The sequence below is a fragment of the candidate division KSB1 bacterium genome (assembly GCA_016214895.1).
Classification (GTDB): domain Bacteria; phylum Electryoneota; class RPQS01; order RPQS01; family RPQS01; genus JACRMR01.
The window spans coordinates 117,910-132,063 of record JACRMR010000013.1; the positions used below are offsets into that span (position 1 = coordinate 117,910).

Below are 14,154 nucleotides of genomic sequence, written 5' to 3' on the forward strand. Positions count from 1 at the left end.
ATTGGAATCAGTCGAATGCACCTTTATCGCTTGGCTCGGCGGTTTCCGGACGTGCGAGATTACTACACGGCGATCCACTGGTCTAATGACTTCGAGGCCGAGATGCTCGCCTTAGCCGCTGCGATGGGAAATCCAGGAGGCGGGCTGGCGTGGCTGAATCGAGTAATTCACCGTGGCATGAAGAGTCGATACTACCTCAAGTGCTGGGAGCGCCGAGCGCGAAGGGAGGCAATCGAGCGCGAGCGAAGAGTCACGTTAGACCTCACATTATTCCGATGACCGGTGAAGTCCCGAATCGGAGTTCGCAATTGAATTCAAGTAATAACAATGTTTTACTTGGTCGGCGAGCGTAACTTGATTGACGGACCTGCCTCCAAGGCCATTCCTTGCCGAAAACTAAACCCTTGCGATTTAGCTCCTTACGGTGTAAATTGATGCTGTTCGTCTCCTGCCTACTGACGCACCGGGCTCCGGCTGACCCCGGTCACAAATTCGCATTCAAATAGACCATGGCCATTAAGAAATCTGAACTCTACAGCTCGCTCTGGAAGAGTTGCGACGAACTGCGCGGGGGCATGGACGCTTCGCAGTACAAGGACTACGTGCTGGTGCTGTTGTTCGTCAAGTATGTTTCGGATAAGTACGCCGGGCAGAAAGACGCCTTGATCGAGGTGCCAAAAGGCGGCGGCTTCGCCGACATGCTAAAGCTGAAAGGCGACAAGGAGATCGGCGACAAGATCAATAAGATCATCGGCGAGCTTGCGAAAGCCAACGATCTTCGAGGAGTGATTGATGTTGCCGATTTTAATGACGATGCGAAGCTCGGTAAGGGCAAAGATATGGTGGATCGGCTCTCGAATCTTGTCGCTATTTTCGAGGGATTGAATTTCGGCAGCAATCGCGCGGACGGTGACGATCTGTTAGGCGATGCTTATGAGTATCTGATGCGCCACTTTGCCACGGAGTCAGGCAAGAGCAAAGGACAATTCTACACTCCGGCGGAAGTCTCGCGGATCATGGCGAAAGTGATTGGCGTCGGTTCAGCCAAGAATAATATGCAGACGATTTACGATCCGACATGTGGCTCGGGTTCATTGCTGCTGAAAGCACATGATGAAGCCAAGAGCGAGACTGGGTTTGACCTCGCGCTCAACGGACAGGAGAAGGACAACGCCACGGCTGCCTTGGCGCGCATGAACATGTTTCTGCACGAATGCCCGACGGCGGAAATCTGGAATGACAATACGTTATCTTCGCCACACTTCACGCAGAAGGATGGCCGCTTGAAGATTCACGATTTTGTCGTTGCCAATCCGCCGTTTTCGGATAAGGCTTGGAGCAACGGCCTCGACGCGGAACATGACCAGTATAAGCGGTTCGACTACGGAATCCCGCCGCAGAAGAACGGCGACTATGCCTTTCTGTCGCACCTGCTTGCGTCGCTGAAGAGTACCGGCAAAGGCGCAATCATTCTGCCGCATGGCGTGTTGTTTCGCGGAAATGCCGAGGCGGATATTCGCAAGAAAATTATTCAGCGCGGGTATATTAAGGGCATTATCGGCTTGCCTGCGAATTTGTTTTACGGCACGGGTATTCCCGCGTGTATTATTGTGCTGGACAAGGAGAGTTCGGTCGGTCGCAAGGGGATCTTCATGATTGACGCGAGTAAGGGCTTCGCGAAGGATGGCCCTAAGAACCGCTTGCGCGCGCAAGACATTCACAAGATCGTGGACACGTTTACGAAGCAGCTTGAGCTTCCCAAGTATTCGCGGATGGTGCCGCTGGCGGAAATCAGCGCTGCCAAGAACGATTACAATCTCAACATTCCGCGCTATATCGACAGCACGGAGCCGGAGGATTTGCAGGACATTGAAGGGCATTTGCAGGGTGGAATTCCTGACCGCGATATTGATGATCTCGCGAACTACTGGAAGGTCTTTCCCAGTCTGAGGTCGGAATTATTCAAGCCGTTCGGCAGGCCGGGCCATTGTCAGCTCAAAGTTGCGGCGAGCGAGATTAAGCCGACGATTTTCGGTCATGCGGAATTCACGACGTTTAATAAGTCGATCAGCAAGCTGTTCGCAAAATGGCGGGACACGAATCGGCCAAAGCTCGAAGCGATCAAGCTCGACGACCGCCCCAAGCTATTGATTGGCGAGCTGGCCGAGGATTTGTTGGAGACATTTCGGAAGGCGAAATTGCTTGATCCCTACGACCTCTATCAGCATTTGATGGACTACTGGGACGAGGCGATGCAGGACGATCTGTATCTGATCGTGCAGGAAGGCTGGAAGGCGGTCTTAGATGGCAAGCCGAATACCGATCTGATTCCGCAAACCCTCATCGTCGCGCGCTACTTTGCGACGGAAGCCAAAGCGATTGAGCAGCTCGAACAGGAGTGCGACGCGATTACGCGGGAAATGGAAGAGCTTGCGGAGGAGCACGGCGGCGAGGAGGGATTGCTGTTTGACGCGAAGAACGAGAAGGACAGGCTGACCAAGGCGAGCGTGAAGGCGCGGCTGACGGAGATTGAAGGGAAGAAGGAGGACAAAGAGGAGCGGAAGCTCTTGACTCGCTACATGGCGCTGATCGAGCAGGAAGGGGCTGCCAAGAAGGCCGTGAAGGACGCGCAGAAAGAGCTGGACACGAAAGTCACGGCCAGGTACGGAAAGCTGACCAAAGCGGAAATCAAAGAGCTGGTGGTGGGTGACAAGTGGCTGGCGCGACTCGCGGCGGATGTGCAGAGCGAACTGGATCGCGTCTCGCAGGCGCTCACCGGACGGATCAAGCAATTGGCCGAACGCTACGCCACGCCGCTGCCCGACCTTTCCAAAGAAGTAAACGACCTCACCGCCCGCGTGAACAAGCATCTCAAGCAGATGGGGTTCTCGTGGAAGTGAAGCAGGGGTACAAGCTCACTGAAGTGGGCGTGATTCCGGAAGATTGGGACGTTAAGACTGCTGGTGAAGTTGCCCTTAAGATTCAAGACGGCACGCACTTCTCCCCCACCGTCGGTGGGAACGATTATCTTTATGTGACATCAACACATATCAAATTTGGAACGCTCGATGTTTCCAGCGCTGATCGAATCGACACGGCGCAACATAAGGCGATATACAGTCGTTGCGATGTCAGAAAAGGGGATATTCTCTTAACCAAAGACGGAGCGAATACTGGCAACGCTGCGCTGAATCAACTTGATGAAGAAATCAGCCTATTATCAAGCGTTGCTTTCTTACGCTTTGACAAACGCGGTCATGAGGCAGCATATTATTTACAGCAGATTCTCTCACAGGGTGGTCAGAGAAGAATTAAAGAGTTGATGGTTGGCAATGCCATCACAAGGTTGACTCTCGATAAAATCAGTAAGCTGCGATTCTCGACACCTCGACTTCCCGAGCAGCGCGCAATCGCCGAAGCATTGTCCGACGCGGATGCTCTGCTCGCCAAGTTAGATCAGCTCATTGCCAAGAAGCGCGACATCAAGCAAGGCGCGATGCAGCAGCTCCTTACTGGCAAGCAACGGCTCCCGGGGTTTGGTGGGAAGTGGGAGGTGAAGAAGTTGGGGGAGGTTGCGGATATCGGCACGGGAAAGCGAAACAACGAGGATAAGGTAGAGGATGGCACGTATCCATTCTTTGTTCGTTCCCAGACTGTAGAGAGGATCAACAGTTACTCAGTCGATGGTGAAGCGATCCTTGTGCACGGCGAAGGTAACATTGGGAGCATCCTGCACTACGTCAACGGCAAGTTTGACTATCACCAGCGGGTTTACAAAATCAGTGATTTTAGCAGCGATACGTTTGCAAAGTTCCTTTACTTCTGCATGATTGAAACCTTTAACAAACATGCCATGCGCAACACGGTCAAAGCTACGGTGGATTCCCTTCGACTTCCGACCTTTCTTGCTTTTGAATTCGTGGCTCCGTCGTTTGACGAGCAATCCGCGATCGCTTCCGTTCTTTCCGACATGGATGCCGAAATCGCCACGCTGGAGCAGCAGCGGGAGAAGACCCGCGCGCTGAAGCAAGGGATGATGCAGGAACTCTTGACGGGGAGGATTCGGCTGGTATGACCCTGCGCGTCTTCATCAGCAGCGTGCAGACCGAGTTTGCCGAGGAGCGCAAGGAACTGCGAGAGTACTTGTCCTGCGATCCGTTGCTGCGGCGGTTCTTTGAGCCGTTCATCTTCGAGGACGTGCCCGCGGCGGACAGAAGAGCCGATGAGATCTACCTTGGCAAAGTGCAGGAATGTGACATCTACCTTGGCCTATTCGGATGTCAGTATGGCCGCGAAGATGCAACCGGCAAATCGGCCACGCATCAGGAATTTGACGAGGCGACCCGCCGGCACAAGGAACGCCTGATTTTCATCAAGGGCGGCGACAGAACAGCCCGCGAGCTGAAAATGCAGGCGCTGATCCGTCAAGTGGAGGCGGAGTTGGTTCGCAAGCGCTTCGCTGACCTGAGCGAACTGAAGGCAGGAGTCTACGCGGCGCTGATTCAATGTCTCGGGGACCGAGGTCTGCTACATACGAAGCCGTTTGACGATTCGGTATGTCCGGGCGCGACGCTGGAAGATCTGAACCACGAGCGCATGAAGTGGTTTTTGAGACAGGCCGGTGCTACCCGCAACTTCCCGCTGCCCGAAACCACATCCCCTGCCGAACTTCTGACGCATCTGGGCCTTCTGGAAAACGGAGTTCCGAAGAACGCGGCGGTTCTGCTGTTCGGAAAGGAGCCGCAACGCTTTCACCGCACGTCGGAAGTCAAGTGCGCGCATTTCCACGGCGTGCAGAAGACCAAGCCAATCCCGTCCTATCAGATCTACAAGGGGACGGTCTTCGAGTTGGTGGATCAGGCCGTGGACTTTGTGCTCTCCAAGATTAACCTCAGAATTGGGACACGTGCGGAGTCAACCCAAGTGCCGACCGAGTACGAGATTCCACAGGCTGTGGTCAGGGAAGCCATTGTGAACGCCGTGGCGCACCGTGACTACCGGACCAACGACAGCGTGGAAGTGATTCTTTACGCCGACCGGCTGGAAATCTCGAATCCGGGGCGGTTGCCGCCGACGCTGACCGTCGCGGACCTGCGCCGTCCGCACCGGTCTCTTCCGGCCAATCCCTTGCTCGCCGACCCGCTTTATCATGCTGGCTACATCGAGAAGCTCGGAACGGGCATTCCGGATATGATTCAGCGCTGTAAGGTCGCCGGAGTGTCTGAACCGGAGTTCATCGTTTATAATGGATTTACAACGACTATCAGGCGGACGGTTGTCGCCCCGCAAGTTACCCCCCAAGATACCCTACAAGTTACCCCCCAACAAGCCCCACAAGTAGCGGAAGAAGTCAAGAGGCTGGTGCTTTCGCTACAGGGGGAAATGGAGCGGGTGAAGATACAAGAAGAACTAAACTTGAGTGACCGGCAAAACTTCCGTACGCTTTACCTGCTGCCAGCACTTGAACAAGACTACGTGGAAATGACCATTCCGGATAGACCCCACAGCAAGAGCCAGAAATACCGTTTGACCGCCAAGGGCAGAGCCTTGAAAGCGCAACTGGAGAAGCCATGACCGACGTCGGCCAGAAAGAGAAGCTCACACAAGATCGCGTTGTCAAGCTGTTCCGCGACACGCTGGGGTACGATTATCTCGGCGACTGGACGGATCGCGAGGGCAATTCGAATATCGAGCCGGAGCTGCTTAGCTCTTGGTTGAAACGGCAAGGACACGACGAAACGCTGATCACGAGAGCACTGCGCGAAGTCGGAAGGGCTGCGGACGATCAGACGAAGAGTCTGTATGACCGGAACAAGGCCGTCTATGGGCTGCTACGTTACGGTGTCAAAGTCCGGCCAGAGGTTGGTGAGGACACTAAAATAGTCTGGCTGATCAATTGGAAGGAACCACTCAAGAATGACTTCGCGATTGCGGAGGAAGTCACCGTCTCCGCCGCAGATGCAAGAGCGAACGACAAGCGACCGGACATCGTGCTCTATGTCAACGGGATTGCGCTCGGTGTGTTGGAGCTCAAGCGCTCGATAGTCTCGGTGGCCGAGGGCATTCGCCAGAATCTTGACAATCAGAAGCCCGAGTTCATTCTGCCCTTCTTTTCCACGATCCAACTCATCATGGCGGGGAATGACACCGAAGGGTTGCGTTACGGCGTCATCAAGACTCCCGAAAAGTATTATCTGAAGTGGAAAGAGCCGAGCGCGATTGAAAGCCTGCTCGACCGGCCACTGACGCAACTTTGTAGTAAGGAGCGCCTGTTAGAGCTAATTCACGACTTCATCGTGTTCGACGCCGGGACAAAGAAGATCAGCTACCCGAACCAGTATTTCGGGGTCAAGGCGGCGCAAACAGCGGTACGCAAGCGCGAAGGCGGGATCATCTGGCACACGCAGGGGTCAGGCAAGAGCCTAACGATGGTCTGGCTTGCGAAGTGGATTCGCGAATTTAACTCAGCCGCTCGTATCCTGATTATCACCGACCGCATCGAACTCGACGAACAGATCGAGAAGATCTTTCTCGGGATTGACGAGCATATCTACCGCGCAGAAAGCGGGACTGATCTGATCGAAAAGCTTAACTCGACAAAGCCGTGGTTAATCTGTTCGCTGATTCACAAGTTCGGTCGCGTAGAGGAGGGCGAAGAAGTCGGCGACATTGATGCGTATATCGAAGAGGTGAAGAAGGCGCTGCCACACGATTTCAAAGCCAAAGGCGACCTCTACGTGTTTGTAGATGAATGCCACCGCACGCAGTCCGGTGAATTGCACAAAGCCATGAAGGCGATTCTGCCGGACGCCATGTTCATCGGCTTCACGGGGACTCCGCTACTCAAAGCCGACAAGCAAAAGAGCGTCGAAGTCTTCGGTCCGTACATTCACACCTATAAGTGGGACGAGGCGGTGAAAGACGGCGTCGTCGTGGATTTGCGGTATGAAGCGCGTGATATTGAACAGAACATCACGTCTCAAGAAAAGATCGACCACTGGTTCGAGGCGAAGACTCGCGGCCTCACTGATTTGGCTAAGGCACAACTCAAGCAGAGATGGGGAACACTCAAGAAAGTGCTTTCCAGTCAGTCACGCTTGGAGAAAATCGTTGCTGACATCATGCTCGACATGGAAACAAGACCGCGATTGATGGACGGGCACGGTAACGCGATGCTGGTTTCTGACAGCATTTATTCAGCATGTAAAATCTATGAGCTGTTCTCCTACACGGATTTAGCGGATAAGTGTGCGATTGTAACATCGTATCGGGCTTCTGCTTCGCAGATTAAAGGCGAAGAGAGTGGCGAAGGAATGACGGAGAAGCTGCGGAAGTACGATATCTATTGCAAGATGCTGGCGCAGTGGTTCAATGAACCGGTCGATAGCGCCATCAAAAGGATCGAGGAGTTTGAAAAGGAAGTCAAAGAGAAGTTCATCAAAGAGCCGGGCCAGATGAAACTCCTCATCGTGGTGGACAAGCTGCTGACCGGATTCGACGCGCCATCGGCTACCTACCTCTATATTGACAAGCAGATGCAAGATCATGGCCTGTTTCAAGCCATCTGCCGAGTCAATCGACGTGATGGCGAAGATAAGGACTATGGATTCATCATCGACTACAAGGACTTGTTCAACAGCCTTGAAACAGCCGTACATGACTATACATCTGGCGCACTTGATAACTACGAGAAGGAAGACGTCGCCGGACTCTTGAAAAACCGAGTTGCCAAAGCAAGAGAAGACTTGGAGGAGAAGCGCGAGGCGATCAAGGCGCTGTGTGAGCCGGTAGAGATGCCCAAGGATTCCGACGCTTACCGGCACTTCTTCTGTACATCTGAATCGGGCGATGCCGCGCAATTGAAAGAAAATGAACCGAAGCGGCTCGCACTCTACAAGATGACTGCATCACTATTGCGGGCATTTGCCAACATCGCCAATGATCTGGAAGATGCTGGCTACACACCAACCGAGATCACGGCACTGAAGGAAGAAGTCGATCACTTTGACAAATTACGGGACGAAGTGAAGCTTGCCAGCGGTGACTATATTGATTTAAAGCAGTATGAACCCGCGATGCGCCATCTCATTGACTCTTACATTCGCGCTGAAGACAGTCGAAAGATTTCCGCACTCGACGACATGTCGCTGATCGAGCTGATCGTCGAGCGTGGTGCAGATGCTGTGCGGGAACTTCCCAAAGAACTGCGGGAAAACAAAGAGGCAGTTGCCGAGACTATCGAGAACAATGTTCGCAGATTGATTGTCGACGAGAAGCCGTTCAATCCGAAATATTATGAGCGCATGTCGGAGCTATTAGACGCCCTCATTGCCCAGCGTAAGGCCGAGACGGTGAAATATGAGGAGTACTTGGCCAAGATCGTGGACTTGACCAGACAGGCTAAGAATCCGGACGGTGGAATTGCCTATCCGAAAACATTAGACACTTACGCCAAACGCGCGCTTTATGATAATTTGAATAGGAATGAAAAGCTGGCCATTGACGTTGACCGTGCTGTGATGACAAGTCGACAGGATGATTGGCGATCCAACCCGTTCAAGCTTAAGCAAGTGCGGCTTGCCATCAAATCAGTACTCGGCGAGGACGAGGCTGTAATTGATCAAGTTCTCGAATTGATAAAGAACCAACGTGATTACTGAAACGCGACGCATCACCGTCAGCGGTATGTCGATTGACATTGTGCGCAAGAACATCAAGAACTTGCATCTCGGCGTCTATCCACCGAACGGACGAGTGCGAGTTGCCGCACCGCTCTTGATGTCTAACGAGGCCGTGCGACTTGCGATAATCAGCAGACTCGGCTGGATCAAGCGGCAGCGGGCCAAGTTCGAGGAGCAGTCACGGCAATCTGAGCGGCAATACGTGTCTGGTGAAAGCCACTACTTCCTTGGGCAGCGGTATCGTCTTCGCGTCCATATTAATGAAGGCCCAGCCAGAGTAGCTTTGAAGGGCAAGACCTCGATTGACTTGTATGTCAAGTCCGAGTCCAGTGCCGAATTCCGCTCGCGAGTATTTCAGCGTTGGCACCGCGATCACTTAAAGGCGCTGATTCCACAACTGTTAGAGAAGTGGCAATCCCGCCTGAACGTGAAGGTAGCAGATTGGGGCATAAAGCGGATGAAAACGAAGTGGGGAAGTTGCAATGTCGAAGCTCGACGGATCTGGCTAAACCTCGAACTCGTGAAAAAATCAGAGCAGTGTATTGAGTACATCGTCGTTCATGAACTCGTGCATTTGATTGAACGACACCACAGTGACCGATTCACCAAGCTTATGGACAAGCACTTGCCGAATTGGCGCAGCCGGAAGCAAGAATTGAACTCCGCGCCGCTGGCCCATGATGCTTGGGAGTATTGATGTCCACCACGGATCTCGGAAGTCAATTATGTGAACGCCTCCGCTTGCAATTAATGAAATCATTTATTACATTAATTCCAATTCGCCGTTCCATGAATAGAGATATCGAGCTATGTCGAGTAATATTAACACAATGGCAGTTTCGTCTGTCGGCGCTCCGAATTACACCGACCTGATTGCAACCGGAAATCTCGTCCAGGCTTTCTTGGCCGGGAGAAAATCGACGACGCTGGCCGCGTACCGCCGGGACATCGAGGATTTTGCTGCGTTCACGAACATGCGGTCTGCCGAGATGGCCGCGCAAGCTCTGATTGAGCTTCCGCACGGTGAGGCGAATGCAATTGTGCTTGCATATCGCGCGAATCTGATAGCACGCTCACTACAGCCAGCCACGGTTAATCGGAGACTTGCTGCACTTCGTTCCTTGGTCAAGCTGGCGCGCACTCTTGGACGCGTAAACTGGACGCTCGAAATCGAGGGTGTGAAAGGGCAGGCATACCGCGACACGCGAGGCCCGGGTCGTGTGGGCGTGAGCAACCTCTTCGCTGCGGCAACTGGCCGAGGAGATCCGAAGGGGATCAGAGATGTGGCCATCGTCCGGTTGCTCTATGATCTCGGCCTGAGACGCGGTGAGGTTGTCAGCCTAAACGTAGAGCATCTCAATTTGAAGGAAGGCACGCTTGCCGTACTTGGAAAGAGTCGCTCAGCACGCGAGACTCTGACGCTGCCAGAGTCAACTCAGCGCGCGCTTCGCAATTGGATTGAGGTTCGGTCATACCTGAGGCAAGCCGGACACCTCCCGCTGTTCGTGAACATGGACCGGGCCAGAAAGGGCGGGAGATTGACTGGTTACAGCATTGCGCGAATCGTGGCTGCGCTTGGGGCGGCGGTTGGGTTAAAGGTGAATCCGCACGGACTGCGCCATGCGGCGATCACCGAAGCTCTGGACCTAATGCACGGAGACGTGCGCAGTGTTCAACGATTCTCGCGACACAAGGATATTCGTACCCTCACCGTGTATGACGACAATCGGCGGGACATGGGCGGCGAGGTTGCCAAACTGGTTGCTGCGTCTATAGACTAATTGTGCCTAAGATTCTCCATGAGTGCGAAAAGGCACATTATCGCACTCATAATAATTCCTGATACGCTTGCGGAACAGACCTATGCCCGACCGGAAACCTCCAAGACCCTCTAACCGCGTCCGTGGTCGATCCGCTGGCTCCAGTGTGCGGAAGTCCAAGGTCGAAAAACAAACCGGACACACTAAACTTGTGAGCGTCACCGTCAGAGTTGATCCAACAACCGTCTCACGAATCAAGGGGGCGGCCTATGAGCTTCGGATTCCACTATCGCGGCTTGTCGAACAGGCGTTGGTGTTTTGGCTGGAAACTAGCGAGGGACTGCGAGGCAAGCCATTTGTGAAACGGGAGAAACTTGCGAGTGGCAGGCCGCTTGACATGTCAAAGCCTGAGAGGAATTAGGATGCCCTCAGTTTACAAGCGAAAGCTCAAGTCAGGCGAATACTGGTTTGGCGCGGTGAAGACTAAGGATGGCAAGTGGAAGAAGTTCTCTACGGGTCTGAAGACGACCGAATGCAGCAAACGGAACGCAATAGAGATCGTTCAGGGCATGCAATCGGAGCTGAAGGCAGGGAGAAACCCTCTGCGACCGGAAGGCCACGATTCCAACACTGTTCAGACAAACGCGCAACGCTACTTGGACACGCGCTCACACGAGCTTCTGAAACCACGCGTGCTCTGGCTGCACAAGAACACACTTTCTCTATTCCTTGATAACTACAGCGACCGGCCAATTCGCAGCATTTCATTGGCTGATTTGATCGACTTTCGCAATTGGCTGATACAGCGCGGAAGTACGAGACGCGGGAGCCGAGAAGAGCTATCGCCAACGACGGTCAATAATCACATGATGCGCGTAGGTACGTTTCTTGGTTGGTGCGGCAGCATTCTCGACTGGACACCGCCGCGCCTCAAAAAGCTTAAAGTTCAGCGTACTAAGCCAATCCGCTACTATAGCACGGAGGAGTGTTCCCGCTTGCTCGCTGGCGCTTCAGCGGCGACTTACAATGGCGAGCCCCTCTCATGGTTCTTGGGTTTCTTATTGTACACGGGTATGCGTAAATCCGAGGCACTGGCTTGCGAATGGTCTTGGATCGACTATACCGCCAACCGGATCTTTGTGCCCGCCATGAAATCGGCGAAGACGCGAGCCGTTCCTATTGCTCCTGTCTTACGTGCCTTGCTCGATGAGATACCCCAAACTCGTGTCCGGCTGTTCGGCAACATCTCGAATCTGCATCGCGGCAGTGGTCACCTCGACGACGTTTACAAGCGTGTTCAAGCCGACGCGCAACTTGACGCCCTGACCTTCCACGATCTCAGGCGGACGTTCATCATTCATTGCCTTGTCTCTGGAATTCCGCTGGAAATGGTCATGGACTGGGTCGGGCACCAGTCAGACAAGACCACACTGGAGTACTACACATCGTTCGCTCGCGAAGATCAATCGAAAATGTTGGCTCGTGTTGAATTTGGTCATGGAGTCGAACGGTTGCCTGTTTGATTTTATAGTCGCCTTCGCCGTCAATGGAGTAGCCGACGAAATCGCGCAGGCCGCTGTTCCACGCCTCGCGCATCTTGCCCGCAAGTTCATCGTCAACGAGCGTCAATGTGCAGATGATGCCTTCGTTGCCCTCGTCGTCCGTGCCCCAATGTGGCTTTCTGTATTCGCCGACTTTGTTCTTCGCAATCCCGGCCTGTTGCTTGATCGGAATTGCGCCGTCGGGGACATGATTGAAGTACTCCGGGCTGAACTCGAAGGCATAGGCGAGCACGCCGTCAAAGAGAGGCATGGCCTCTTGGAGCATGGCCGCATCGTAGAAGTAGCGATTGCCTTCCGGGCACAGGTTATGGGAGAGACCGGCCCTGATGACCATGACCTCCCACTTGCGACCGGTCTGATCGCCCGCCAGAATCCGGGCTTCCGAAATCCGTCTGAACCTGATACGGTGCATGTCCTGAACATACGTCCCTTGATGATCTGCATCAAGCCCTTGATAAACAAACCCCTACAATATTCGTACGAAGATTGTAGGGGATTTCGGCTGACGTGCCATGTCTGGTCGGGAGAATTTTGCCAGTCGCACAGAAAGGTTAACCTGACTTATTGATTCATATTATGATAGATTCAAGTGTTCGCTGCCTAAGCCCTTGAATTCGTGCAAAAAAAACTATACTTACGAGTGAGTCTTAAGCCGAAGATTCCCACTTTGGCGTGCGCCTGTGATCGAGCGAATCTCCGCTGGAAGTTTGGCATCTTTCGCTCGCATGGAATCTTAGGCATTGGTTCAGGCCATGATGTTAGGAGTACATTATGCAGATTCGTGCCTGGCTATTCGTCCTTTTGTCTGTAGGGGTGCAAGGTGCTCTTGCGCAGCCTGTTGACACGGCATGGACAAGGACATTTCCATCATGCATATTTGAACGTTTAGCAGTGATGACGAACGGTGACGTCGTCGCATGCGGACTTGATAGAACAAACTACCCGACTCTTGTGGTCCGGTATACGCCCGCCGGAGACACTGTCTGGTCGCGCCGAACGCAGCAATTGGATGGGCAAATATCGAAGGCTATCTGCGCAACGTCCAGCAATGGATGTATTGTCTTTGGCGCATCAGCGAGCGGGATATACGGCATAGCCATGGGAGTAAGCGCGGAAGGGGAAGTCCAGGCTTATGATACTATTGGGCTACTTCAACCTTGGGATGCGGTTGCCACCATGTCGGGCGGCTATGCGGTAATCGGATGGAATTCCGACTGGAACTCTCCCAACACTACCAGGATATTATCGATCGACGCTGGAGGAAACACGCTTTGGACTCACGTGTTGGATTTTGGGGGAGATTACACAACTCTGTCAGATATCGATGTCTGCCCTGATGGCGGCTTTGTATGCGTAGGAGACCGATATTGGAACGGGCCGCCTGCTCAAATTGAGGCCCTCGTAGTCAAGACGAACGAGTTTGGTAATGTAATGTGGGTAGACAGCAGTCAACTCGCGCTCGATAGGTGGGAAGACGTTTCCGTGGGTGCAGACGGTATCATCTCCGTTGTTTCAAGCGCAGCAATCGGGCGTTTCACAAACGAGGGCACGCTGCTCACATTGGATCCACTGGCAAAGCCTGGGCGTGTGTTTGCAAGGTCTTTCGACGGAGGACTGATCATTAGTGTCTCCCTTGGTTTTAACTCGCCCGGATTGCTGCGCGTCAGCCCCGGGGGCGAACAGGTCTGGTGGACGGGGCCAAACACGGGCTCATTCACAATTGCCGACATTGTGAGTATGAGTGATCAATCGTACAGGTACGTTGCACCTTCTGGGCAAAACTGTCTACTATGTGCTACTACATCGGATACGATTCCGGTATCCGGGATTTCAATAGTTGGCCCAGGTTGGGGTGATGAATGGCGCGTAGGCCACGCAAAGGAGACGGTTGAGTGGGCGCTGCAGACGCCCTCTGACACTTTGGTGTCGGTATGGCTGGTTTCTCCTATGCTCAGGCGGTGGATACTAACCTTATCCGCAGTACCGGCCGACCTAATATATGTGAGGAACTGTACTGCACCCCGTATTTTGGACACGATCTCCCAGCTGGTTATGGGGTGAGGGCGGGTTGATAATATTGGGTTTCGAACTCGACCGGCGGCACATAGCCTAAGCGGGAGTGCAGCCGTTCCTGATTGTAGACTTGATCGA

Annotated in this window: 9 protein-coding genes; all 9 read left to right on the forward strand. The window is 53.5% G+C overall.

Going from position 1 to position 14,154, the window contains the following annotated elements; translation table 11 throughout:
* The first annotated feature begins 509 nt into the window (after positions 1-509).
* The 9 genes from HZB60_09020 (at position 510) to HZB60_09060 (ending at position 12,571) form a co-directional block, all read left to right on the forward strand.
* Positions 510-2,900 (forward strand): N-6 DNA methylase, encoded by a 2,391-nt coding sequence (locus HZB60_09020; protein MBI5059901.1) that lies wholly within the window; start codon positions 510-512, stop codon positions 2,898-2,900.
* On the forward strand, positions 2,891-4,075 hold the full coding sequence (locus HZB60_09025) for a restriction endonuclease subunit S (protein MBI5059902.1): 1,185 nt from the start codon (positions 2,891-2,893) through the stop codon (positions 4,073-4,075). The genes HZB60_09020 and HZB60_09025 overlap by 10 nt, the downstream gene beginning before the upstream one ends.
* The gene (locus HZB60_09030) at positions 4,072-5,574 is read left to right on the forward strand and encodes a DUF4062 domain-containing protein (GenBank protein MBI5059903.1); all 1,503 of its coding nucleotides are present in this window, start codon (positions 4,072-4,074) and stop codon (positions 5,572-5,574) included. Before HZB60_09025 ends, HZB60_09030 begins: the two co-directional genes overlap by 4 nt.
* The gene (locus tag HZB60_09035; GenBank protein ID MBI5059904.1) at positions 5,571-8,660 is read left to right on the forward strand and encodes an HsdR family type I site-specific deoxyribonuclease; all 3,090 of its coding nucleotides are present in this window, start codon (positions 5,571-5,573) and stop codon (positions 8,658-8,660) included. The genes HZB60_09030 and HZB60_09035 overlap by 4 nt, the downstream gene beginning before the upstream one ends.
* 25 nt (positions 8,661-8,685) lie before the next feature.
* Positions 8,686-9,378: a M48 family metallopeptidase gene (locus HZB60_09040; protein MBI5059905.1), complete on the forward strand. Its 693-nt coding sequence runs from the start codon at positions 8,686-8,688 to the stop codon at positions 9,376-9,378.
* A gap of 133 nt (positions 9,379-9,511) precedes the next feature.
* On the forward strand, positions 9,512-10,462 hold the full coding sequence (locus HZB60_09045) for a tyrosine-type recombinase/integrase (protein MBI5059906.1): 951 nt from the start codon (positions 9,512-9,514) through the stop codon (positions 10,460-10,462).
* A 145-nt stretch (positions 10,463-10,607) separates the two neighbouring features.
* On the forward strand, positions 10,608-10,862 hold the full coding sequence (locus tag HZB60_09050) for a ribbon-helix-helix domain-containing protein (protein MBI5059907.1): 255 nt from the start codon (positions 10,608-10,610) through the stop codon (positions 10,860-10,862).
* Between the two features lies 1 nt (position 10,863).
* Positions 10,864-11,964 (forward strand): site-specific integrase, encoded by a 1,101-nt coding sequence (locus tag HZB60_09055; protein ID MBI5059908.1) that lies wholly within the window; start codon positions 10,864-10,866, stop codon positions 11,962-11,964.
* Positions 11,939-12,571 carry a hypothetical protein gene (locus tag HZB60_09060; GenBank protein MBI5059909.1) on the forward strand — a complete coding sequence of 211 codons (633 nt, stop codon included), beginning with the start codon at positions 11,939-11,941 and terminating at the stop codon, positions 12,569-12,571. The genes HZB60_09055 and HZB60_09060 overlap by 26 nt, the downstream gene beginning before the upstream one ends.
* Positions 12,572-14,154: the final 1,583 nt, after the last annotated feature.